We start from the raw sequence: 21646 nt of genomic DNA, 5'->3' as shown, positions 1-21646 counted from the left end.
GATACCCGCGGAAACGCGGACAGCTGGACCGGAGCGCACCCGCCGTCCAAGCAGAAGGCAGGGCATGGCGGGAAAGCCACGCCGCCGGACAGCGAGATCGCCCAGATGCCCGAGACGTCGGCCGATCGTTGGAAGGAGAAGCGATGCCCGAGAGCCTGGCAGGAAAGGTCGCCTTCATCACCGGAATCGCCCGGGGACAGGGGCGGGCCCACGCTGTGCGGCTGGCTCAGGAAGGGTGCGACATCATCGGCGTGGACATCTGCGCGGACATCCCGACGATGACGTACCCGAACGCCACACCGGGCGATCTCACCGAGACGGTCCGGCTGGTCCAGAAGGAGAAACGACACATCGTCGCGCGGACCTGCGACGTACGCGACTTCCCCGCCCTGCAGACAGCGTTTGAAGAAGGGTTCGCCGAGTTCGGGCGCGTGGACATCATCATCGCCAACGCCGGCATCATCAGACTGGGTGACGAATCCGACGACTTCCTCGCGGACTGGAACGACGTGATCGACGTCAACCTCACCGGCGTCTTCCACACTGTCCGGGCCGCCCTTCCGGCGATGCGCGCCGGCGGGCGCGGTGGCTCGATCGTGATCACGAGCTCGTCGGCCGGACTCAAGGGCACACCCTCGCTCAACACCAGCGGGATGGCCTACACCGCCGCCAAGCGCGGCCTCGTCGGACTGATGCAGAACCTGGCGGGCGCTCTCGCCCCCGAGTGGATCCGCGTCAACACCATCCATCCGACGGGAGTGTTGAGCGGCATGAGCCAGAACCCGGCGATGGACGCCCTCATGGCCCAGGCCGCCGCCGGCGAGAACAATCTCGTCTCCGGCATGCAGAACGCCCTGCCCATCGACATCCTGCAACCCGAGGACGTGGCGAACGCCGTGGCCTACCTCGTCTCAGAACAGGCGCGATTCATCACGGGCGTCCAGTGGCCCCTCGACGCCGGCTTCGCCATCCGCTGAGGCCACCGGCCCGCTCTGTCCATCACGCCTTCGGCAGAACCGCACACCACCCACTGGCCCGCGCCACGCGCTCTGGCAGCCCGGCGGGCCCCTAGCCTCCCCAAGGAATTCTCGGCATGGAGACCCCTCAATACTTCGAAGCCTTCCCCGACTTCGCCTTCGAGCGCACGCGGAGCGGAGTCCTCACCCTACGGCTGCACAGCGCCGGCGGACCGGCACTGCTCAGCTCCCGCCTGCATCGCGATTTCCCCCGTGTCCTCAGGCAGATCGCCGACGATCGAGCAAACAAGGTCCTCGTCCTGACCGGCACCGGCGATCACTTCATGACCGAGATGGACCTGACCGAAGATCGTCAGGCGTTCAAACCCCTCAACTGGGACGAGATCTTCTGGGAGGGACGCCAGGTACTACGGGCCTTGGTCGACCTTCCCATGCCCATCGTCGCAGCCATCAACGGTCCTGCCACCATCCACTCGGAGTGGGTCCTGCTGGGCGACATCACCATCGCCGCGCAGACCACGCACTTCCAGGATCTTCCGCACCTGAGTGGCGAGGTCGTGCCGGGTGACGGGATCCATGTCGTGTGGGAAGAGATCCTGGGCATGAACCGGGCCCGCTACGCGGCCTTGACCCAGCAGGTGATCCAGGCCGATGAGGCGCTGCGGCTCGGTATGGTCAACGAGGTGGTTCCATCGTCCAAAGTGCTCCCCCGAGCCGTCGAGCTCGCCGAGGCACTCGCTGCCAGGCCATCGCTGCTGCTACGGCTGACACCGCTGGCCTTGCGGCAGCGGTTGGCGAAGCGGCTGGAAGAGGGCACGACCCTGGGCCTGGCATTGGAGGGCCTGTCCATGGCCGACAAGCCTTACCAGAACTGACGATCAGCTGGGCAGCCGCAGGCAAGAGCCCGGCCTACCAGCGGACATCGAGGAAGAGCCCGCACCCGAGGTCGTTGTCGGACACAACACGGCGGCGTTCGCCGTCGGGACCGGGCGGGTCGGCGTCCGAGTCCGTCCCGCCGCGCCGGAGACGCCGCTCCAGGCGCTCAACGACAGGGTGACGGTTCTTGCCCGGCTACCCCTGCCCGAACCACACGCCCGCTGCCCGACGCCCCGCTACGGCTTCGCGCCGGACGGCCTCACCGACGCCCCGTCCGTGATCGCGCGGATCGGTGAGGTCGTCCGCACCTGCATGGCGGACATGAGCGGCTACGACCGGATCACCTGCGCGGCGCCGAAGACCCTGCGCCCGCTCCTGTGACCAGGTCCGACTCCTGCGCCATTGCGGCTGTCAGGGACCGGCCGTTCGCGCCGGGGTACGGAAGCCGATCGAGTCGGGATACGGCACAGCCACGGCCGTGCCGGTGTCCGTCAGCTGCCCGGATCCCCGGTCCACCAGGAACAGGTCGACCGTGCCGCTCGCCTCGTTCGCGACGAACAGCCACCTTCCGCCGGGGTGGAGAGCGAGGCTCCAGGGGGTGACACCGGCGCAGGAGATGCGCTGGACCTCGGCGAGCAGGCCCGTCCCGCGGTCCGCGGCGAAGACGACCAGGGTGTTCTCGCCCCGGTTGGAGGTGTAGAGGAACCGACCGTCACGGCTGATGACCAGTTCGGCGGCGCTGGTCGTGCCCGTGTGGCCGGGCGCGTTGGTTGTCAGGCTCTGGAGCTGGGCCAGCGTGCCATGTCGGGCGTCCCAGCGCAGGGCCTGGAGGTCGGCGGTCAGTTCGTTGAGCACATAGACGGTACGGCCATCGGGGTGGAAGGCGAGGCGGCGGGGTCCCGATCCCGGCGCCGTCGCATAGGTGCCGGGGCCGTCAGGCGTGGCGTCGGACAGGGCGCGGGTGGCCTGGTCGTAGCGGTAGACGAAAACGCGGTCGGCGCCGAAGTCGGCGACCAGGGCGAACCGTCGGCTCGGGTCGATGACCATGTGGTGCGGATGCGGGCCCAACTGCCGTGGGCTGGGTCCGGAGCCTGTGTCCTGCACCCGGGACGCGACCGTGCCGAGCCCGCCGTCCGCGCCGATCGGCACGGTGGCCGCCGTACCCGCCGCGAAGTCAGCGACCAGCAGGGTCCGCGAGCGGCGGTCCACGCCGATGTACGACAGCCCGCCGCTGCCGGTCGGCACGCTCTCCGTCTCGACCTCGCCGATCTGGCGCAGGCCACCCGAGGCGTCGTCGATCTCGAAGACCCGGATGAATCCGCCCTGTTCGCTGCCGGCCACGTACAGGACCGGGCGGGTCGGGTGCACGGTCACCCAGTTCGAGCTGACCTGCGCGACGGACCCGATGGGTGTCATGGTCCCGTGGACGGGGTCGAAGCGCACCGCGTACACCTGGCGCTGTCCCCAGGTGCCGATGTAGACGAGGTCCGTGGTCCCGGTCGGCGCCGCCTCGGTCGGGGCGGCGGCGAGCAGCGGGACGGCCGCCGTGGTCGCCGAGACCGCCAGGACGCCGAGCACGGTTCTGCGGGACGGCGCGTACGGCGCGTACGGCCGGAGCCGGTGAGATAAGCGCGGGGAGTCGTTCATCGAGAAGGTGGTCCTTTCCTCGCTTGTCGGAGAGACCGTGGCTCTGGGCCGGCCGGGTGTGCGACGGCGGGCGGCCAGGCCGAGTCGTTCGAGCGCTCAAGTGTCGAGAGCGGTCAGCCCGCCGTTGACGGCGAGTGCCGTCACGACCGGGGCTGATCAGTCTGGCGAACTCGCTCACCACGTCAAGGTTCTGGCCCGCCTGGGCCTGTTTCGGAAGTACCGGCGGGCGGGTCCGGCAGTGCGGGCTGCGAGGATGCGGCCATGGAGCAGATACTGAGTCGGCAGGAAGCATCGGAGGCGGTCCAGAACTACGGGTGGCGCCTCTTGCTGGGCACTTTACGAACGTCGGTCCGGGTCAGGTCGTTGGCTCAGGCGATGGGCTTGGCGGCGGACGCTGTCGTGGTGTGCGGCAACGACGCCGACCGGCACCTTCGGGTCGATGTCCGCCCCGATCGGGTCGTCTTCACTCTGCAGTCGTCGGACCGCGCAGCGGTTACCACCCGGGACGTCGAACTCGCGCGTCGGATCTCCGCCACCGCTGACAGGTCCGGGCTTCTGGCAGAGCCAGAAATCGGAACGGGGGCGCCGCGGTCCGTCCAGCTTGTGGAGATCGCGATTGATGCACTGAATATCGCGGGGATTCGGCCGTTCTGGAAGGCAGTGCTGGGCTATACGGATGAGGTGGGTGCCGAGGGACCGGAGGATCCGCTCATCGACCCGGTCGGGCAGGGCCCGGCCGTCTGGTTCCAGCAGATGGACCGGGCGCGGCCACAGCGCAATCGCATCCACTTCGACATCTGCGTTCCGCATGACGAGGCATCCCGGCGGATCGAGACCGCGCTGGCGGCTGGGGGCCGACTTGTGTCCGCGACCCGCGCCCCCGCTTTCTGGGTACTTGCCGACCTGGAGGGGAACGAAGCCTGCGTGACCACATGGCAGGGCCGGGACGGCTGAGACTTCCTTCGAACGCGCCCTGGACGAGCCTCACTCGGGTCAAGACCGTCTCTGCCCGCCATGACATGGGGCAGCACGGTGGTGTGGGTCCATGCGTGGGACGGCATCGGTGCCGGTGTCGTCCTCAACGGCGAGTTGTTCACCGGCGCGTCCGCTACTGCCGGCGAACTCGCTCATGTCCAGGTCATGGACGACGGCCCCTGCTGCCCGTGCGGCAATCGGGGATGCCTCGCCGCACAGGCGCCCGACCGGACCTGCACGCAGCACTGGGGCAGCTCTACGGGAGACGGCTGACCCCCGCCGAGGTGGACGTACTCGTCACCCACGGGGCCCACTCGCCATACGCTTCTTCCGCGACTTCGGCCGCTTGGCGGCCCGTCCCCTCTCAGGCACCGTCACCCTCCTCAACCCGGACACGTCGTGATCGAGGCCGAACTCCGGGCCGCTGCCCGACACGGTTCGTCGGCGTTCCTGGTGCGCGGAGAACCGGTCCTCGGCGCGCCGGGCGGCCAGGCCTATCTGACGTCGGACGGGTGCCGGGCCAGCGCTGTGACCGTGATGTCCAGGTAGGGAAAGAGCGGCAGTCCCCACAGGACCTCGTTGAGGCGGTCGTTGTCCGTGACGTCGAAGACGCTGAGGTTCGCGTACTGACCAGCGCAGCGCCACAGGTGCAGCCATTCGCCGGAGCGCTGGAGCTTCTGCGCGTACTCCCGCTCGGCAGCGAGGGTCGCCGCCCGGACTTCGGTGTCCATGTCGGGTGGCAGGTTCACGGTCATCCGGACGGCGAAAAGCATGGTGACTCCCGGTGGTCAGAGGACGGCGAGGGTGAAGTCGTAGGTGACCTCGTTGCCGCCGGTGCCGTCAGGTCGCGGGGCGAGGACGAGTTCGGGCTTCACCGCGGCGGCCACGTCGGCGTCGATGTACGCGCCGTCCTTGAAGTAGAGCTGTGTGGTGAGCGTCTGGTGGCCGGGCGCCGACACCTTCAGGTGCAGATGAGCCGGGCGCCAGGCGTGCCAGCCGGCCGCGGCGATGAGGCGGCCGCAGGATCCGTCGGTGGGGATCTGGTAGGGGGCGGGCTGGATCGTGGTCACCGCGAACCGGCCGTCGTCGTCGGTGACGATGCGGCCACGGAGGTTCCACTCCGGGATGCCGGGAGCGAACTGTGCGTACAGCCCGGCGTCGTCGGCCTGCCACATCTCCAGTACGGCACCGGGGAGCGCCTCGCCCGTTGCGCCGGTGACCTGCCCCTGGAAGAGGAGCGGGGTACCGGCCTCGCCGTCGCGCATCGGCAGGGTGGCAGCGCTGGGCAGAGCGGGGGCGCTGGGCACGTAGTACGGCCCCTCGATGGTGCCCTTGCTGCCCTCGCGGGACGCGGTGGCGACCTCCTCGACGACGTGCTCGATCCACACGTCGAGGAAGAGCGGCCACTCGCCGTCCTGTCCGACGGAGATCAGCCACGACTTGAGGGCGTTGTACTCGTCGTACGTCACCTGGTGGCGGCGGATGACGTCGTGCACGGCGGTGATGACCGCGGTGGACAGGGTGTCGACGCGCGCGGTGTCGACGTCCTTGGCGGGTGCGCCGGTCTTGTCGGTCAGGAAGCGTTCGGTGGCCGTGGCTCCGGACGCGGCGGCGGTGGCTTTGAGAGTGGTTTCGGACATGGTGGGGCGGCTCCATTGCCTGGTGGTGGGTTGTTTCAGCGGTCCTGGCGGTAGCGGTCGAGCTTCTCCGGGTCGATCGCCACGCCCAGGCCGGGGCCGTCGGGCACGGCGAGCGTGCCGTCGGTGATGGCGATCGGTTCGGTGAGCAGGTCGTCGCTCATGTCCAGGAAGTTGGAGAGTTCGCCGGCACGGCGGGACGAGGAGGCGTGGGCGGCGCCGAAGGCGACCGTGCACACCGTGCCGAGCTGGCCGTCGATCTGGTTGCCCATCACCACCTCGGCGCCCATGCCCTCGCACTGGAAGAGGACCCGCTGCGAGTCGGTGAATCCGGTGCGGGCGGTCTTGATGCTGATCGCGGTGGCGGCGCCGTCGAGCAGCGAGCGGGTCACCTCGGCCGGTGTGGTGGCGGACTCGTCGGCGACGAACGGTACGGGGCTCTGTCGGACCAGCCACCGGCGGCCGAGCACGTCGTCGGCGGGGCACAGCTCCTCGGCGAGGGTGATGCCGAGTCCGTCGAGTTCGCGCAGTGCGGCGGCCGACTCGGAGGCGGTCCAGCCACGGTTGCCGTCCACGTACAACTCGGCCTCGAGGCCGAGTACTTCGCGCAGGGCCCGGCACACGTCGAGGTCCAGCCGGGCGGGGCGGCGGCCGACCTTCACCTTGAAGACGGTGATGCCGTACGTGTCCCGCATCCGCTCGGCCTCGGCCGCCATCCGCTCGGGGGCGTCGAAGCCGAGCATGTGCGCCACCCGCATCCGGTCGCTCCAGCCGCCGAGCAGGGTCGAGACGCTCAGGCGCAGGACCTGGCCCGCGAGGTCCCAGAGCGCCATGTCGATCGCGGACTTGGCCGCCGGGTTGCCGACCGTGCGGTGCAGCAGGGCGTGGATCTGTTCGCGGGCGAGGGCGTCCAGGCCGGTGAGCTGCGGGGCGAAGATCTTCTCGATCACGCCGGTCACGGACGCCTGTGTCTCGCCGTAGGTGAAGGGCCGGGGCGGGGCGTCGGCCACGCCGGTCAGGCCCTCGTCGGTGTGCACCCGGACGAGGACGTGTTCGGCGGTGTGCACCTCGCCGCTCGCGAAGCGCAGTGGCTTGGTGTACGGGATCGCGTACGGGACGGTCTCGATCGCGGTGATCTTCACCGTACGGCCTCCTCGACGGCGCGGGCCACGCCCAGCAGGCGCCCCACCCGGTCGGGGTGGCCGACCAGTTGGAGGCCGAGGGGAAGGCCCTGCGGGTCGCGGTGGCCGGGGACGGTGACCACGGGCAGGCCGAGCAGCTGCCAGGGGCGGCTGAGGACGGGGTTGCCGGTGGCTGTCAGGCCCCTCGGGGCGGGGCCGGGGGCGGCAGGGCCGAGGATCGCGTCGACGTGGGCGAGGAGGTCCAGGGCGGCGGTGCGTGCGGCGTGCGCCGTGGCGAGCGCGGCGCGGTACTCGTCGTCGGTGGTCCTGCGCCCGCGTTCGAGGAGTTCGTTCAGGTGCCGGCTCAGCGACTCCGGATGCCTGGCCTCGGCGGCGAGGCTGCGGGCAGCCTCGTAGGCCATCACGACGGCATGCGCGTCGGTCAGTTCCACGGCGCTGAAGGGCAGTTCCGTGCCGTCGGCGCGCAGCGCGTGCCCGGTGTGGCGCACGGCGTCGAGCATCGCCGGTTCGACGTCGGTGAGTTCGACGCCCTGCCATACCAACAGCCTTACGGAATCGACGTCTTCGGCCGTGGTGCCGTCGATGGCCGCGATCACCTTGGCGAGTTCGGAGACGCCGGGCGTGAGCAGCCCCGGCGCGTCCAGGCTCGGGCTGAGCCCGGTGAGGCCGCGCGTGGACCAGGCGCCCACGGGGGCGACGTAGCCGGTGACCCCGCAGAAGGAGGCGGGCCTGGTCAGCGACCCGGCGGTCTGTGAGCCCAGGGCGAGGGGGACCACGCCGGCGGCGACAGCGGCGGCCGAGCCGCTGGAGGAACCGCCGGGTGTGTGGGCGAGGTTGTGCGGGTTGCGGGTCGGACCGGGATGGAAGTAGGCGAACTCGGTGGTGACCGTCTTGCCCAGCGGTACCGCGCCCGCCCGGCGCAGCCGGTCCACCAGCCAGGCGTCGGCAGCGGCGATCCGGCCCCGGCGCAGCGGCGAGCCGCACTCGGTGGGCAGCCCGGCGACGTCGATGATGTCCTTCACCCCGAACGGCATGCCGTGCAGTGGCCCGTCGGGTGCGCTCGGCGCCGCCGCGCGGGCGCCCTCGGCGTCCACCCGCACCCAGGCGCGGATCTCCGGTTCGGTCTGCTCCAGACGCCGTAGCGCATCTTCCACGGCGGCGGTCACGACCGGGCTCCTTCCGTTACGAAGGGGGCGGCGTCGAGGCGGTGGAAGGCGCGGTTGAAGTAGACGAGGCTCTGGCCGCCGGAGCGGGTGCGGATCTGCCCGATCTCGACGAAGAGCACGCTGTGGGAGCCCGTGGGGACCGTGTGCTTGATCGTGCCGACCGCCGTGACCAGGGCGTCCTTGAGGACAGGTACGTCCTGGGTGTGGTCCCAGATGTCCCAGGTGAAGCGCTCGGCCATGGGCACCTTGGTGGCGCCGGCGAAGTGCAGGGCGAGTTCCTGCTGCTCCCCGCCGAGGACGTTGAGGCCCACGCGTCCGTTCGCCTTGAAGACGTCGTGCATGGCGCTGGAGCGGTTGACGCAGACCAGGACGGTGGGCGGGGCGTCGGTGACCGAGCAGACGGCGCTGAGCGTGATGCCGCAGCGGCCGTTCGGGCCGTCGGTGGTCAGGATGTTCACGGCGGCCGGGAGGTGCGCCATCGCCTCGCGGAACTCGCTCTGGTCGGTGGTCACGGCGGTGCCGCTCCTCTCGTGATTGGGTTCGGACTGGCTCACCACAGCTCCACCACCAGCCGCGACGACTTCGCCCGTGAGACGCAGGCGGCGATCTGGTCGCCTGCCGCCTTCTCCTTGGCGGACAGGCAGTGGTCGCGATGGTCGGGTTCGCCCTCGATCACCCTGAGGACGCAGGTCCCGCAGATGCCCTCGCGGCAGGACGTGTCCAGCGGGACGCCGTTCTCCTCCAGTACCTCGGCGATGCTCCTGCCGGGCGGCACCGCGTAGACCTCGCCGGTGTCGAGCTCGACCTCGAAGGCGGTGTCGCCGGCCGTGTCCTGCCGGGAGCCCGCCTGGAACAGCTCCGAGTGGATCCGCTCCTCCGGCAGGTCACGGGCGGCGAGTTCGCGGACGTACGCCATGAAGTCGTGCGGTCCGCAGGTGTAGACGTGGCTGTCCTCCCCCAGCCCCGTGAGCGCGGCGGCCAGGGCGTCGCCGGAGGCCTGCCGGCCGAGCCCGAAGTGCCGGACCACCCGGTTCGCGAAGGTCGACTCCTCCAGCAGCCCGGCGAAGGCCGCCTCCGCACGGCTCCGCGCCACGTAGTGCAGCGTGAACTCGGCTCCCCTGTCGTGCAGTTCGTACGCCATCGCCAGCAGCGGTGTGATCCCGATGCCCGCCGCCAGCAAGTGGTGCCTGGCCCCGTCGGTCGCGAGGCCGAACAGCTGCCTGGGTGCGCCCACGGTCAGCTCCGTGCCCGGTTCGGCCTTGTCGTGCAGGGCCTGGGAGCCGCCGCGGGAGTCCGCCTCCCGCTTGACGGCGATGGTGTAGGCACCGGAGTCGTCAGGCGGGCCGCACAGGGAGTACGGGCGGGTGATCCCGGTGGGTCCGGTCACGTCGATGTGCGCGCCGGCCGGATAGGGGGCTAGGGCGACGCCGTCGGTGCGGACGAGCCGGAGGACCTTGATGGTGTCGGTTTCGTCGTGGGTGTCGGTGACGGTGACTGTGAACATCCGTCTGCCTTCGGGTGGTTCGGGTGGGGAGCTGACGGCGTTGTCAGCGCATGTACAGGCCGCCGTTGGCGTCCCAGCAGGCGCCGGTGACCGCGTCCGCGTGCTCGGAGGCGAGCAGGACGGCCATGTCGGCGATGAACCGAGGACGGCCCAACCGCCGTACCGGAATGGACTCTTCGATGGCCGCGAGTTGCTCGGGCGGGACCATTTCGCGGACGACCGGCAGGTCCTGCGGGCCCGGCGAGATGGCGTTGACCGTCACTCCGGCCGGGCCGAGTTCACGGGCGAACACCTTGGTGAGGGTGGTCACTCCGCCCTTGGCCGCCGCGTAGTGCGCGCCGGTCGCCGTGCCGCCGTTCTGGCCGGCGAGCGAGGCGATGTTGACGATGCGCCCGTAGCCGCGTTCGGCGAAGTAGGTGCCGAAGACCTGGCAGCCGAGGAAGGTGCCGTTGAGGTTGGTGGACACGATCTCGTCGAAGCTCTCCGGGCTGATCTCCATCAGCGCCTCGGCCTTGGCACGTCCGGCGTTGTTGACCAGGACGTGCACGGCGCCCCAGCGTTCGACGAGCTGGTCGCGGGCCCCGGCGAAGGCGTCCTTGTCGCGGACGTCGAGCGCGAGTCCGACGGCGTAACGGCCCTCCGGGTCGAGTTCGGCCGCCGCCTTCACGGCGGCCTCCTCGTCCAGGTCGGTCAGGGCGACGCAGTAGCCGCGGTCGTAGAGGCGTGCGGCGATGCAGGCGCCGAGGCCGCGGGCCGCGCCGGTCACCAGGGCGACGTGCCTCGCGTCCTCCTCGTGCGGGCTCACAGCAGGAACCCCGATGCCGTGACCGCGTCCTCGGAGTTGACCAGCCGGACGATCTTGCGGGCGATGCGCGGACCGTCCCCGGGGAACACGATCCGGTGGGTGACGTCGGCGGCGAGGACGAAGGTCTCCTCACGCTTGTAGCCGACCAGAATCTGCGCAGCGGACACCTCGATCGCGTCCTCCTCACGGCCGGTCACGACGAACCTGGACACCGTGCGGACCGTGCGGGCGGCCGCCGCTGCGGAGATGGAGAAGCCTCCGGTGAGGCGCTCGACGCGCATCCGGCGCATCCGGTCGTCGTCGTAGACGAGGTTGAGGCGGTCGGCGAAGTCGGTCGCCTCGCGGTCGATGGGGACGACGTACTCGCCGCCCTCGGCCCACAGTCCGTCCCACTCCTCGTAGCGGCGGCTGTCGAGGAGATGGGCCTCGCGCCAGATCAGGGAGACGGCGGCGAGGGCGGCAGGGTCGTCCAGCGGGATTCCGACTGCCGTGCTGACGGCTTCAGTCGCCATCGGTCATCATCCTGTTCCACATGTCGTACGCCTCGCGCATCCCGGTCTCGTCGGTCGCGTGGGAGGTGGGCTGGCCGAGGTCGTCGGGCTTCTCACGGCCCAGGCCGCGGTTGACCAGGATCGGCATGTCGACCCCGCCGGCCACGCCGCGCTGGACGCGGTTCCAGGCCTCGGCGTCGTCGGGGCTGCCGAAGCCGAACGGGCCCTGGAAGTGTTCGTGGATGCGCAGCCGTTCGCGGTTGACGATCTCGGGGCCGCCGTCCAGGCCGAGCGCCACATGCCGGATCTCCGTCTCCGCGACCGAGATCGGGCGCAGGACCCGGAAGAAGGACATCGACATCGCCACGTTCGGGAACAGGTTGAGGTTGAACCCGGCGCCGTGCAGGGAGCGGACGATGCGGCGCACCTTCTCCGGGGGCAGGTCCTTGGAGAGTTCCTCGACGATGTGGCTGAAGCGGTCCTGGAGCTTCTCGGTGCCGTCGTCGACGTCCAGGTCGGCGTGTTCGGCGACGGAGACGGAGACGCTGTGGCCGTTGCCGATGGCGTGGGTGACCGCGGTCTCGTCGGTCATGATCGACAGCATGCTCGCGGTCTCCGCGTCGACGGAGGCCATCCAGGAGCGGTGCACGATCGGGAAGTGGTACCAGTCGGTGGTGTTCTCCAGCTGGATCTTCCAGTTCCCGTTGAACCGGAACCGGTGCTCGCCCTGCACCTTGATCGGGTAGCCCGCGCCCTGCTTCATGAAGCGGTCGATCCACAGCCGGGCCCCGCCGAGGAACTCCTCCAGCGGCTCGATGTCCTCGTTGAAACTGGCGAAGACCATGCCCCCGTACGAACCGACCTTCAGGCGCTGCAGCGGCAGGTCCTTCTTCTCCACGACGTCCTCGTAGCCCTCGGGGTACGGGATGCCGCGCAGGCTGCCGTCCAGGCTGTACGACCAGGCGTGGTAGGGGCAGGTGAAGCCGTTGCCGTTGCCCTTCGGGGTCTCGCAGACGCTGGCGCCGCGGTGCCGGCAGCGGTTGAGCAGGACGTTGACGCCACCCCGGCGGTCCCGGGTGACGATGACGGGACGGCGGCCGACCCAGGCCATCTTGAAGTCGCCGGCCTTGGCGATCTCGCTCTCGTGGGCGACCCACACCCAGGTGCGGTGGAAGATGCGGTCCATCTCCCGTTCGAAGAGGGCCGGGTCGGTGTAGAGGCTGCCGGCGACGCGGTCGGACTCGACGAGCGGTGAGTTCGTCATCGGGTCACCTCCGGCTGGGGCAGCGGACGGCCGAGGCGGGCCTCGATCTTCATGTACCGCCACAGGCCGTGCTCGCCGACCTGGACGGTGCGGAAGAGGTTGCAGGCCGCGGCGACGGCCGGCTGGTCGACGACGTCGGCGAGGACGTAACAGGTCCACGGCCAGGAGTCGGACGGGCCGACCATGTGCTGGTCGTCGTCCATGGTGCCGAGGACGGTCACGCCCGGCAGTTCGTGCAGCTGGGTGAGCATGCTCATGAAGCCGTCCCAGACCGACTTGCCCTGACCGGTGGGCAGGTCGAAGAAGTTCTGGTTGACGCCGATGCAGAACAGCACCCGCAGTGGCGCGTCGGACATGGGTTTCCTGCCTTTCAGAGGCCCTGCAGAGGTCTGTCGGAGGCCTGTCAGAGATAACCGGGGAAGGGCTGGACGCCCATGAGGACCGCGCCGGCGCCGTCGTACATGCCCTCCTGAAGGAAGGCGTGCTGCGGTACGACCGATGCGTCGCGCAGGTAGCGCTGGAGGGGGCTGCCGTCGGTGACGGCGCCGATGCCGCCGAGCTGGTAGGCGGCCCGGACGACCTCGAAGGAGGTCTTGGCGAGGTGCGCGGAGGCCAGGCGCAGCGCGCTCGCCTGGACGTCCGTCGCCGGGTCGCCCGTCACGGCGGTGGCCCAGGCCTCCTCGGTTGCCTCGTAGAAGAAGGCGCGAGCGGACCGGAGTTGGGCCTCAGCCTGCCCCACCGCGATGCGGTAGGTGGCGCGTTCGGCCGGCTTGGGGGCACCGGTGTAGCCGGAGCGGGCGCCCTGGGCGATGACGAGGTCGAGGGCGGCGCGGGCCACGCCGAGACCGACGACGGCCAGGACCTGGGCGGCGTAGGGGACGGTCGGGTAGCGGTAGAGGGGTTCGTCGACGGTCGGTTCGCCGCCGCGCACGAACGTCCACTCCTCGGCTACGACGGCCCCGTCGACCACCAGGTCGTGGCTGCCGGTGCCGCGCAGGCCGATGACGTCCCAGTTCTCGGCGATCTCCACCTGCTCGGGCCGCAGTACGGCGGTGAGCGGCCGGCCGGCCCGGTCCTCGCCCGCCTTGATGCCGACACCGAGGACATCCGCGCCCTTGCAGCCGCTCGCGAACTTCCAGCGGCCCGAGACCCGGTAGCCGCCCTCGACGCGCTCGGCGGGCTGGACCGGGAACAGGCCGCCCGCGAAGGCGATGTCGGGTCCGTCCGCATACAGCTCGGCCTGCGTGTCGAGCGGCAGGGCGGCCAGGTAGATCGCCGAGGATCCGAAGCTCGCGACCCAGCCGGCCGAGGCGTCGACCACCGATATCCGCTCGATCAGGCGGAGGAATTCGGCGGGCGGAAGCGCGTCGCCGCCGAAACGCTTCGGAACGCCCGCCCGATAGATTCCCGCACGCTTGAATTCAGCGATCGCATCCGGCGGGACGTGCCGCTTCTCCTCGAACTCGGCCCGCCGTTCGGCCACCAGAGCCAATAGCTGATCGAAATGCGTCATGAGGGATTCTCCTCGCATTGCCGGGCGGTTCTCTCGCCCGCCACACCATCACGCTATGCCTGGCAACCTGCCGTCCACCATTGGGAATTGACCGTGGCCGGTAGGGGAAATCCCCTATTCGTCAGCGTCCAGGAGGTTCTTCCGCACCGTTCCCGACCTCGCGACCAGCGCCACGTTCTCCGGCCGCCCGAGGACGGCGATGTCCTGCACCGGATCACCGTCGACGACCACGAAGTCGGCCGTCTTCCCCGCCTCCAGGGACCCCAGTTGCTCGTCGAGACCGAGGAGCCGGGCCGCGTTCAGCGTGCCCGCCGTGATCGCGTCGAGCGGATCCATCCCCAGTTCCACGAGGTACGACAGCTCCAGCAGGTTGCGGGCGTGCGGAACGACCCCGGCGTCCGTGCCCAGAGCGATCGGGACACCTCGGGCGATCGCGTGCGCGATGTTCTCCTTGCTGATCCCGGACCAGCGGCTCTTCTTGCGGAAGTGGTGCTCGGCCATGGCGGCCCGGTCGAGCGGGGCGAAGACGGTGGACAGGGTCGGGACGAGGAACGCGCCCTGTTCCAGGGCCAGGTCGCACAGCTCGTCGGTGATTCCGTAGCCGTGCTCGATGCTGGTGACCCCGGCCTGGAGGGCGTTGCGGATGCCGGCGGTGCCCTGGGCGTGCGCGGCGACCGGTTTCCCACGGTGCCGTTTCGCCTCCTCGACGACGGCGCTCAGCTCGTCCCGGGTCAGTCCCTCGTCGTCGGGGTCGTCGTGCGGGCTGCCCATCCCGCCGGTGGCGCAGACCTTGACGAGGTCCGCGCCCGCGCGCAGCATTCGCCTGGCCGCGATCCGGACCTCGTCCGGGGTGTCGGCGATCTCGCCCAGGTATGGGGCGGCGTCGATCCCGCCGGGCAGCGTGCAGTCGGCGTGCCCGCCGGTGTGACCGATCACCTTCACAGCGACCTGGAGCCGGGGGCCCTCGATCAGGCCCCGCTCCACGGCGGTGCGGTATCCGGCGGGCACACCCCCGAGGTCCCGGACGGTCGTCACGCCCGCGTGCAGGGTGGCGCGCATCCGCTCGGCGATCTCGAACGTCTCCACGGTCGGGTCGGCGGCCAGTCCGGCGAGCAGGCCGCGCCCCGGGGTCATGCACAGGTGCACGTGGCAGTCGAAGAAGCCGGGCAGCAGGGTCCGGCCGCCCAGGTCGGTCTCCGTCGCCGCCGGGGCGGGCGGTGCGTGCGAGGCCGGGCCCGCGTAGGCGATGATCCCGTCGTCGTCCACGACGAGGACGGCGTCGGGGACGGGGGCGGCTCCGGTTCCGTCGAAGAGCGTGGCGTTGTGGTAGCGGACGGGCATCACGGCTCCGTGGGTGGCTGGTGGGTGGGGACGGCCGGCAGCGTGAACCGGAAGACCGAGCCGCGCGGTTCGTTCGCGTGGACGTCGATGGCGCCGCCGTGGCGGGTGATGATGCGGTGGCTGAGGGCGAGGCCGATGCCACTGCCGTTCTCCTTGGCGGTGAAGACGCCTTCGAAGATCCGCTCGTCGGGCGGCGGCCCGTGGCCCCGGTCGCGGACCGCTAGTTCGGCCCGGCCGTCCTCGGCGCGCCGGGTGGTGACCGTCACCGTGCGTTCGGTCTCCGGCAGGCCGGCCGTCTCGTCCACCGCGTTGAAGGCGAGGTTCATCACGACCTGCCCGATGAGCACGTTCTCGCAGCGCACCGGCAGCGGCTCGGCGGTGAGGTCGAACTCGACGGTCACCGCGTGCTCCCGGGCCCGCAGTTCGACGAAGTAGGCGCAGTCGCGCACGATCGCGTTGAGGTCGGTCAGCTGTTCCGACTGTTCCAGGCGGCCGACGTACTGGCGCAGGCTGGCCAGGATCCGCCGGGCCCGGTCGATCTGCCGGACGGCGTTGTCCAGCCCCCAGAGCACGGACTCCTGGTCGGTACCGAGCCGGCCGCGCGTTCCCTCGACGAAGTTGTAGGCGGCCGCCAGCGGCTGGCTGACCTCGTGGGCGATCGCCATCGCCATGTCGCCCATGGCGTTGTAGCGGGCCAGGTGGTCCAGGTGCTGGGTGTCGCGTCGGTGCTGCTCCTCCGCGCGGACCCGGTCGGTGATGTCGTAGAAGAGCAGCATCCGGCCGCGCAGGTCGCTCTCGATCTCGATGTGCTGGCAGGTCGCGGCATACCAGCGGGGCGTCGCGCCGGGTGCGGCGAACCGGTAGCGGCCCTCGCGCTCGGGGACGCGTTCGTCGCGGCAGTAGGTGCTGAAGTCCGCCCCGTCGAGACCGCCGCCGAGCAGTCTGGTCGCGGACTCGCTGGCGAAGAGCACGCGGTCCGTGTCGTCGAGGACGACGATCCCTTCGGCCAGGCCGCCGAGGAAGGCGCGCAGCCGGTGCTCGGTGCGGAACAGGTCGCGCTGGACCGCCTTCTCCTCGGCGATGTCCCGGAACTGGACCATCACCGCCGTCCGCGCCGTCAGTTCGACCCGGATCGCGATCGCCTCGGTGAGGATCTCCTCGCCGCTCTTGGCGCGGTAGCACCACTCGGTGGTGCTGACGCCGTGCTCGACCGCGCGGCCCAGCCAGCGGTGGCCGAGTTCGCGGCTGTACTGACGGGCGTTCTTGCTCATGTCCGGCGCCTTGAGGGGCTTCAGCTCGTCGACGGTCCAGCCGAGCAGGTCGCAGGCGGCCCGGTTGGCCCAGAGGATGTCGAAGGTGCGGGCGTCGTGCAGCAGGACACAGTACTTGAGTGCTTCGGTCAGTTCACGGAAGTCGGCCGCCGCGAGCCCCTCCTCCGGGATCACCGGGCGTCCAGCCGGAGCACGTCCCGGACCAGGGCGGCGATGCTCTCCGCGCCGGTCTTCTCCCGGATGCGGGCCCGGTGTACGTCGACGGTCTTGGCGCTGATGCCGAGCCGGCCCGCGATCTGCTTGTTCGGCGCGCCCTCGACCGACAGGGCGAGCACGTCCCGCTCCCGTGCGGTCAGGGTGTCCAGTCTGGCGCGCAGCTCGCTGCGTCGGGCCTCGCGGGTGAAGCGTTCGCGGGCGGTGCGCCGCGCCGCCTGGACCACGTCGAGGAGGTGCTGGGGGTCGTACGGCTTTTCCAGGAAGTCGACGGCTCCGTGCTGCATGGCACGGACGGACATCCGGATGTCGCCGTGCGCGGAGACGAAGACGACCGGCAGGGGCGAGCCCGTCTCGTTGAGGAGCTGCTGGACGTCGAAGCCGCTGAGTTCGGGCATGCGGACGTCCACGACCAGGCAGGCCGGCCGGGTGCGGTCGTAGGACCTCAGAAAGGTCCGGGCGTCGTGGAAACGCTCCGAGTGGATACCGACCGACTCGAGGAGCCAGGCGAGCGACGCGCTCAGCTCCTCGTCGTCGTCGACGACGTACACGAGGCACATCTCAGCCGTCCCAGGCCGCCTGGGCGGTCCAGTACTCGCTGCCGTCGGCGCTGACGCCGTGCCGCCACTCGGTGGTGCGGCGCAGCGTCGGCTCGACGCGGGCGGTCGCCGCGTCGGCGCCGTGCGGGCCGACCTCGTCGACCGTCCAGTGGACCCAGTTGACCTCCCGGCCGGTGCGGTCGTGCGTGAACAGGTCGACGTGGTGCCAGCCGTAGCCGTGAGTGTCGGCGTAGCAGGTCAGGAACATGGTGCGGTCGGTGGTCGTGGTGGTCATCGCTCCTCCGGCAGCGGTGTGGTGAAGAGTCGCTCGGTACGGAAGACGGAGATGCGGGGGCGGTCCCCGGCGAGCCGGAAGGTCACGTCGAGACGTGCCACCGTCATTTCGGCGTCGCCGGACTCGTACCGCGACAGCTGCTGCATGAGCCAGCTGCCGTGCGCGGTATCGCCGTCGTCGTCCACCGTGCCGGGGAACAGCAGGTGGACGTTGGTGCGAAAGTGCGGTCTTGGCGGCAGATAGCCCGACAGCATCGAGACGATCGCCGCGCGGCCCTCGGTGCGGCCGAACTTCTCGGCGTAGGCACCGCCACCGCCCTCCCACACCGCGTCCTCGGTGAACAGGTCGCCCAGATCACCCTGCTCCCGCGCGGGCACGTCGCACAGGGCGAGGTAGCGGGTCAGGGTGTGCACCACGGTGGTACTCATCACGAAGCGGCCAACTTGAGGCGTTCCGCCCTGCGTTGCGCCTGCCGCTCGGGGTCCGGCACCGGAGCGGCGAGCAGCAGCCGCTTGGTGTAGGGGTGTTCCGGGCGCTCGGTGACCTGGGCCGCGTCGCCGGTCTCCACGATCTCGCCGCGGTAGAGCACGGCCACCCGGTGGCTGATGTGCCGTACGACGGACAGGTCGTGGGTGACGAAGAGGTACGCCACGCCCGTCGTCTCCTGGATCTCGATGAACAGGTCGAGAACCCGGGCCTGGGTGGTCAGGTCGAGGGCGCTGACCGGTTCGTCGCAGACGATCAGCTTGGGGTCGCGGCACAGGGCGCGGGCGATGGCGATGCGCTGCCGTTGGCCGCCGGAGAACTCGCGGGGCAGCCGGCGGGCCGCGTCCTGCGGGAGGTACACGTGGTCGAGCAGCTTCTGCACCCGGTGCTCCGCATCGGCGCGGGCCACTCCGGTCACCTGCAGCGGTTCGGTGAGGATGTCCATGACCGTCATGGCCGGGTTCAGCGAGGTGTAGGGGTCCTGGAAGACGACCTGGATGTCCTTGCTGACTTCCCGCCTCTCCCGCTTGCCGAGCCGGGAGATCGGCCGGCCCTGGTAGCGGATCTCGCCGCCGGTGACGGGGGCGAGGCCGAGGACCGCGCGGCCCAGGGTGGTCTTGCCGGAGCCCGACTCGCCGACCAGGCCGAGCGTCTCGCCGGGCGCGATGGACAGGGAAACGCCGTGCAGGACGGGGAACGGCCTTCTGCCACGGCCCTTGCCCGGGTACTCGACGACGACGTCGTCGACTTCGAGCAGCGGAGCGGTCATGACGTCATCTCCTTGAGGGACTTGGAGGACTTGAGGGGCTTGGCGGGCGTGCCCAGGGCACCGCGGGCGGGGCCGCCTTCGAGCGTCGAGTCGAGGAGCATCCGCGTGTAGGCATGCTCGGGCGACGCGAAGATCTGCCCTGCCGGGGCGGTCTCGACGATGCGTCCCTGCTGCATGACGGTGACCCGGTCGCAGATGTCGGCGACGACGCCGAAGTCGTGGGTGACCAGGATCATCCCCATCTCCCGCTCCTGCTGGAGCGAGCGCATCAGGTCGAGCACCTCGGCCTGGACGGTGACGTCGAGCGCGGTGGTCGGTTCGTCGGCGATCAGCAGCTGTGGGTCGCAGGAGACGGCGCCGGCGATGAGGACGCGCTGGGCCATGCCGCCGGATATCTGGTGCGGGTAGGACCTGAACACCCGCTCCGGGTCCGGGATGCCGACCCGGGCGAGGAGTTCGAGCGCCTTGGTGCGGGCTTCGGCCCGGGACAGCCCGAGGTGCTTGCGCATGGGCTCCACGAGCTGGAAGCCGATGCGGAAGCAGGGGTCCAGGTTGGACATGGGCTCCTGCGGGATGTAGCCGATGCCGCGCCCGCGCAGGCCGTTGATCGCGGCGAGGTCCAGGCTCTGCAGTTCCTTTCCGTCGAAGACGAGCTGGTCGGCCGTCACGTCCGCCTCGTAAGGGAGCAGTCCGAGGACGGAGAACGCGGTCTGGCTCTTGCCGGAGCCCGACTCTCCCACCAGGCCGAGGACCTCGCCGCGGGAGACGGTGAGATTCACCCCGTCGACGACGGTCTTCTCGCCGTAGCCGACCCGCAGGTTCTCCACGGTGAGCAGCCGGTCGGGCGAGGGCGCGGCGGCAGGAGCGGCCTTGCTGCCTGCGGTCTTGGGAGGCGCGGTCTTGCGGCGTACCACCGCTCCCCGGGGCTGGGAGGTGCCGAGCGCGTCCCGCACCGCGTTGCCGAGCAGGCTGGACGACAGGATCGTCAGGCCCATGGCGAGGCCCGGCCACACCAGCAGCATGGGCTCGTTGTAGACGTTGGTGAAAGCGTCGTTGAGCATCGCGCCCCAGCTGGCCTGGGACGCCTTGCCCAGGCCGAGGAAGGCGAGGCCGGCCTGGATGCCGATGGCCAGGGCGAACACCTGCGTGGCCTGGATGACGGACGGCGCGACGACCACCGGCAGGATGTGCCGGCGCATGATGCGCGCGTCACCGAGTCCGGAGACGCGGGCGGCGTCGACGTACAGCTCCTCGCGGACCGCGAGCACGGAGGCGCGGATGAGGCGGAAGACCATCGGCGCCATGATCACCCCGAGCACGGCCATGGCGACGTCGAGGTCCTGGGAGACGGCCGCCATGACCACGAGCATCACGATGATCGCGGGTACGGCCATGATGACGTTGACGATCCAGCCGGCCACGGCGTCGAACCAGCCCCGGTAGAAGCCGCTGACCAGGCCGAGCGGCGCACCGACCGCGAAGGCGACCAGGACGGCGATGGTGCCGCCGACGAGGCTGGTGCGGCCGCCGTACAGCAGGCGGGCCAGGACGTCGCGGCCGACGCCGTCGCCGCCGAGCGGATGGGCGCCCGACATGGGGGCCAGAGTGTCGGCGAGGACGCTGCGGGCGGGGTCGTGGCCGGTGAGCAGCGGCGCGGCGATGCTCGCCGCGATCACCAGGCCCAGGATGACCAGACAGGCCACGGCGACCGGGTCACGCAGCGCGCGGCGCAGCAGACCGTCCCGCTGCGGGAGGGCGGCCGGGGTGTCCACGGCGGTCATGAGACACGTACCTTCGGGTTGAGCCAGCCGTACGCGATGTCCAGCAGCAGGTTGACGGCGACGACGATCATGACGGTGACCACGACCGTGCCGAGCAGCACGGGGGCGTCGCCGCGGACGGCGGCCGAGTTGGCGAGGGTGCCGATGCCCGGCAGGCCGAACACCTTCTCCACCACGACGGCGCCGCCGATCAGGCCGATGAACTGCAGGGCGAGCACGGTCAGGGCGGGCGGGGCCGCGTTGCGCAGGGCGTGCCGGAACACGACGCTGCGGGTGGTCAGGCCCCGGGCTCGCAGGGTGCGCACGAAGTCGGCCCGCAGGACGTCGATCAGGGCGCCGCGTACCTGCATGGCGGTGGCCGCGGTGGCGGCGACGGCCAGGGACAGGGCGGGCAGGGTGATGGAGCGCAGCCAGTCGCCGGGCGAGTCGCCGAGGGCGACGTAGCCGGTGGCCGGCAGCCACCCGAGCTGCACGGCCAGGGTGACCGCGAGGACCAGGGCGATCAGGAAGCTGGGTACCGCGGTGCCGAGCACCGCGGCGAACTGCACCACGCGGTCGATCCAGCCGCCGCGCAGGGCCGCCGCGGTGCCCAGCGCCACGCTGAGCACCGCCGCGACGAGCATTCCGGCGAGCACGATGGAGAGAGTCACCGGCAGGGTGTCCGTCAGGGACTGGTTCACCGAGTCACCGCTGAACCACGAGGTGCCCAGATTCCCCTGCGCCGCCTGTTCGATCCAGTGCCAGTAGCGCTCCACCAGGGGCTGGTCGAGGCCGAGTTCATGGCTCTTGGCGGCCACCGCCGACTGCGTCGCGGTCTCCCCAAGGATGTTACGGGCGACGTCGGTGCCCGTGAGGCTGAGCAGCAGGAACGTCACGGTGGCCACGACGACCACCAGGACGGCGCCGGCGGCGATGCGCCTCAGCAAGAAGACGAGCACGGTAGGTTCCTCCTTC

General features: G+C 70.6%; 25 protein-coding genes. 5 read left to right on the top strand and 20 right to left on the bottom strand.

The features are described 5' to 3' along the window. Window positions 1-143: 143 nt before the first annotated feature. From ACFWPS_RS31360 to ACFWPS_RS31350, 3 genes are all read left to right on the top strand, one after another. Complete coding sequence (locus tag ACFWPS_RS31360) at window positions 144-977, top strand: mycofactocin-coupled SDR family oxidoreductase (protein ID WP_383710990.1); 834 nt, start codon at window positions 144-146, stop codon at window positions 975-977. Window positions 978-1093: 116 nt separating this feature from the next. Continuing rightward, entirely contained in the window at window positions 1094-1852 is a 759-nt protein-coding gene (locus tag ACFWPS_RS31355) for an enoyl-CoA hydratase/isomerase family protein (RefSeq protein ID WP_383710987.1), read from the top strand. A gap of 178 nt (window positions 1853-2030) precedes the next feature. Next, complete coding sequence (locus tag ACFWPS_RS31350) at window positions 2031-2234, top strand: hypothetical protein (protein WP_383710984.1); 204 nt, start codon at window positions 2031-2033, stop codon at window positions 2232-2234. Window positions 2235-2264: 30 nt separating this feature from the next. On the opposite strand, the gene ACFWPS_RS31345 is transcribed toward ACFWPS_RS31350, so the two are convergent. After that, window positions 2265-3500, bottom strand: a complete 1236-nt coding sequence (locus ACFWPS_RS31345) for a lactonase family protein (RefSeq protein WP_383710981.1) — start codon at window positions 3498-3500, stop codon at window positions 2265-2267. Between the two features lie 261 nt (window positions 3501-3761). On the opposite strand from ACFWPS_RS31345, the gene ACFWPS_RS31340 reads away from it, so the two are divergent. Beyond that, complete coding sequence (locus tag ACFWPS_RS31340) at window positions 3762-4454, top strand: VOC family protein (protein WP_383710978.1); 693 nt, start codon at window positions 3762-3764, stop codon at window positions 4452-4454. Between the two features lie 60 nt (window positions 4455-4514). Beyond that, window positions 4515-4748, top strand: a complete 234-nt coding sequence (locus ACFWPS_RS31335; protein WP_383710977.1) for an ROK family protein — start codon at window positions 4515-4517, stop codon at window positions 4746-4748. Window positions 4749-4969: 221 nt separating this feature from the next. On the opposite strand, the gene catC is transcribed toward ACFWPS_RS31335, so the two are convergent. The 19 genes from catC to ACFWPS_RS31240 form a co-directional block, all read right to left on the bottom strand. Then, entirely contained in the window at window positions 4970-5248 is a 279-nt protein-coding gene (catC, locus tag ACFWPS_RS31330; protein ID WP_383710974.1) for a muconolactone Delta-isomerase, read from the bottom strand. A gap of 15 nt (window positions 5249-5263) precedes the next feature. After that, entirely contained in the window at window positions 5264-6115 is an 852-nt protein-coding gene (catA, locus tag ACFWPS_RS31325; protein ID WP_383710971.1) for a catechol 1,2-dioxygenase, read from the bottom strand. A 35-nt stretch (window positions 6116-6150) separates the two neighbouring features. Next, entirely contained in the window at window positions 6151-7254 is a 1104-nt protein-coding gene (locus ACFWPS_RS31320; protein WP_383710969.1) for a mandelate racemase/muconate lactonizing enzyme family protein, read from the bottom strand. After that, complete coding sequence (locus ACFWPS_RS31315; protein WP_383710967.1) at window positions 7251-8420, bottom strand: amidase; 1170 nt, start codon at window positions 8418-8420, stop codon at window positions 7251-7253. Before ACFWPS_RS31315 ends, ACFWPS_RS31320 begins: the two co-directional genes overlap by 4 nt. Continuing rightward, on the bottom strand, window positions 8417-8932 hold the full coding sequence (locus ACFWPS_RS31310; protein WP_383710965.1) for a flavin reductase: 516 nt from the start codon (window positions 8930-8932) through the stop codon (window positions 8417-8419). Before ACFWPS_RS31310 ends, ACFWPS_RS31315 begins: the two co-directional genes overlap by 4 nt. Window positions 8933-8970: 38 nt before the next feature. Then, a complete protein-coding gene (locus tag ACFWPS_RS31305; RefSeq protein WP_383710962.1) occupies window positions 8971-9924 on the bottom strand; it encodes a PDR/VanB family oxidoreductase in 954 nt (317 codons plus the stop codon). Window positions 9925-9967: 43 nt separating this feature from the next. Continuing rightward, on the bottom strand, window positions 9968-10729 hold the full coding sequence (locus ACFWPS_RS31300) for an SDR family NAD(P)-dependent oxidoreductase (RefSeq protein ID WP_383710959.1): 762 nt from the start codon (window positions 10727-10729) through the stop codon (window positions 9968-9970). After that, the gene (locus ACFWPS_RS31295; protein WP_383710955.1) at window positions 10726-11241 is read right to left on the bottom strand and encodes an aromatic-ring-hydroxylating dioxygenase subunit beta; all 516 of its coding nucleotides are present in this window, start codon (window positions 11239-11241) and stop codon (window positions 10726-10728) included. Before ACFWPS_RS31295 ends, ACFWPS_RS31300 begins: the two co-directional genes overlap by 4 nt. Next, the gene (locus ACFWPS_RS31290) at window positions 11231-12484 is read right to left on the bottom strand and encodes a Rieske 2Fe-2S domain-containing protein (protein ID WP_383710953.1); all 1254 of its coding nucleotides are present in this window, start codon (window positions 12482-12484) and stop codon (window positions 11231-11233) included. Before ACFWPS_RS31290 ends, ACFWPS_RS31295 begins: the two co-directional genes overlap by 11 nt. Then, entirely contained in the window at window positions 12481-12840 is a 360-nt protein-coding gene (locus tag ACFWPS_RS31285) for a hypothetical protein (protein ID WP_383710951.1), read from the bottom strand. Before ACFWPS_RS31285 ends, ACFWPS_RS31290 begins: the two co-directional genes overlap by 4 nt. 47 nt (window positions 12841-12887) lie before the next feature. Further along, on the bottom strand, window positions 12888-13997 hold the full coding sequence (locus ACFWPS_RS31280) for an acyl-CoA dehydrogenase family protein (protein ID WP_383710949.1): 1110 nt from the start codon (window positions 13995-13997) through the stop codon (window positions 12888-12890). 114 nt (window positions 13998-14111) lie between these two features. Beyond that, window positions 14112-15338: an amidohydrolase family protein gene (locus ACFWPS_RS31275; protein ID WP_383710947.1), complete on the bottom strand. Its 1227-nt coding sequence runs from the start codon at window positions 15336-15338 to the stop codon at window positions 14112-14114. Next, window positions 15338-16783, bottom strand: a complete 1446-nt coding sequence (locus tag ACFWPS_RS31270; protein WP_383710946.1) for an ATP-binding protein — start codon at window positions 16781-16783, stop codon at window positions 15338-15340. The genes ACFWPS_RS31275 and ACFWPS_RS31270 overlap by 1 nt, the downstream gene beginning before the upstream one ends. Beyond that, a complete protein-coding gene (locus tag ACFWPS_RS31265) occupies window positions 16780-17382 on the bottom strand; it encodes a response regulator transcription factor (protein WP_383710944.1) in 603 nt (200 codons plus the stop codon). Before ACFWPS_RS31265 ends, ACFWPS_RS31270 begins: the two co-directional genes overlap by 4 nt. Window position 17383: 1 nt before the next feature. Then, a complete protein-coding gene (locus ACFWPS_RS31260; protein ID WP_383710943.1) occupies window positions 17384-17656 on the bottom strand; it encodes a hypothetical protein in 273 nt (90 codons plus the stop codon). Then, complete coding sequence (locus ACFWPS_RS31255; RefSeq protein WP_383710941.1) at window positions 17653-18084, bottom strand: nuclear transport factor 2 family protein; 432 nt, start codon at window positions 18082-18084, stop codon at window positions 17653-17655. Before ACFWPS_RS31255 ends, ACFWPS_RS31260 begins: the two co-directional genes overlap by 4 nt. Continuing rightward, window positions 18084-18911: an ATP-binding cassette domain-containing protein gene (locus tag ACFWPS_RS31250; RefSeq protein ID WP_383710939.1), complete on the bottom strand. Its 828-nt coding sequence runs from the start codon at window positions 18909-18911 to the stop codon at window positions 18084-18086. The genes ACFWPS_RS31255 and ACFWPS_RS31250 overlap by 1 nt, the downstream gene beginning before the upstream one ends. Then, window positions 18908-20692, bottom strand: coding sequence for an ATP-binding cassette domain-containing protein (locus ACFWPS_RS31245; RefSeq protein ID WP_383710936.1), 1785 nt, complete (start codon window positions 20690-20692; stop codon window positions 18908-18910). The genes ACFWPS_RS31250 and ACFWPS_RS31245 overlap by 4 nt, the downstream gene beginning before the upstream one ends. Continuing rightward, a complete protein-coding gene (locus ACFWPS_RS31240; protein WP_383710933.1) occupies window positions 20689-21630 on the bottom strand; it encodes an ABC transporter permease in 942 nt (313 codons plus the stop codon). The genes ACFWPS_RS31245 and ACFWPS_RS31240 overlap by 4 nt, the downstream gene beginning before the upstream one ends. Between the last annotated feature and the right edge of the window lie 16 nt (window positions 21631-21646).

This window comes from Streptomyces sp. NPDC058457 (assembly GCF_042720695.1).
Taxonomy (GTDB): domain Bacteria; phylum Actinomycetota; class Actinomycetes; order Streptomycetales; family Streptomycetaceae; genus Streptomyces.
The sequence above is the reverse complement of the archived record's forward strand: the minus strand, read 5'-3'. Positions and strand labels throughout refer to the sequence as shown.

Excerpts from the sequence above, each read along its gene's own strand:
- ACFWPS_RS31250 (WP_383710939.1), bottom strand. The coding sequence starts at position 18,911 with ATGACCGCTCCGCTGCTCGAAGTCGACGACGTCGTCGTCGAGTACCCG.
- ACFWPS_RS31245 (WP_383710936.1), bottom strand. The coding sequence starts at position 20,692 with ATGACCGCCGTGGACACCCCGGCCGCCCTCCCGCAGCGGGACGGTCTG.
- catC (WP_383710974.1), bottom strand. The coding sequence starts at position 5,248 with ATGCTTTTCGCCGTCCGGATGACCGTGAACCTGCCACCCGACATGGAC.
- catA (WP_383710971.1), bottom strand. The coding sequence starts at position 6,115 with ATGTCCGAAACCACTCTCAAAGCCACCGCCGCCGCGTCCGGAGCCACG.
- ACFWPS_RS31345 (WP_383710981.1), bottom strand. The coding sequence starts at position 3,500 with ATGAACGACTCCCCGCGCTTATCTCACCGGCTCCGGCCGTACGCGCCG.
- ACFWPS_RS31290 (WP_383710953.1), bottom strand. The coding sequence starts at position 12,484 with ATGACGAACTCACCGCTCGTCGAGTCCGACCGCGTCGCCGGCAGCCTC.
- ACFWPS_RS31265 (WP_383710944.1), bottom strand. The coding sequence starts at position 17,382 with ATGTGCCTCGTGTACGTCGTCGACGACGACGAGGAGCTGAGCGCGTCG.
- ACFWPS_RS31275 (WP_383710947.1), bottom strand. The coding sequence starts at position 15,338 with ATGCCCGTCCGCTACCACAACGCCACGCTCTTCGACGGAACCGGAGCC.
- ACFWPS_RS31280 (WP_383710949.1), bottom strand. The coding sequence starts at position 13,997 with ATGACGCATTTCGATCAGCTATTGGCTCTGGTGGCCGAACGGCGGGCC.
- ACFWPS_RS31295 (WP_383710955.1), bottom strand. The coding sequence starts at position 11,241 with ATGGCGACTGAAGCCGTCAGCACGGCAGTCGGAATCCCGCTGGACGAC.
- ACFWPS_RS31335 (WP_383710977.1), top strand. The coding sequence starts at position 4,515 with ATGACATGGGGCAGCACGGTGGTGTGGGTCCATGCGTGGGACGGCATC.
- ACFWPS_RS31285 (WP_383710951.1), bottom strand. The coding sequence starts at position 12,840 with ATGTCCGACGCGCCACTGCGGGTGCTGTTCTGCATCGGCGTCAACCAG.
- ACFWPS_RS31255 (WP_383710941.1), bottom strand. The coding sequence starts at position 18,084 with ATGAGTACCACCGTGGTGCACACCCTGACCCGCTACCTCGCCCTGTGC.
- ACFWPS_RS31355 (WP_383710987.1), top strand. The coding sequence starts at position 1,094 with ATGGAGACCCCTCAATACTTCGAAGCCTTCCCCGACTTCGCCTTCGAG.
- ACFWPS_RS31340 (WP_383710978.1), top strand. The coding sequence starts at position 3,762 with ATGGAGCAGATACTGAGTCGGCAGGAAGCATCGGAGGCGGTCCAGAAC.
- ACFWPS_RS31260 (WP_383710943.1), bottom strand. The coding sequence starts at position 17,656 with ATGACCACCACGACCACCGACCGCACCATGTTCCTGACCTGCTACGCC.
- ACFWPS_RS31305 (WP_383710962.1), bottom strand. The coding sequence starts at position 9,924 with ATGTTCACAGTCACCGTCACCGACACCCACGACGAAACCGACACCATC.
- ACFWPS_RS31360 (WP_383710990.1), top strand. The coding sequence starts at position 144 with ATGCCCGAGAGCCTGGCAGGAAAGGTCGCCTTCATCACCGGAATCGCC.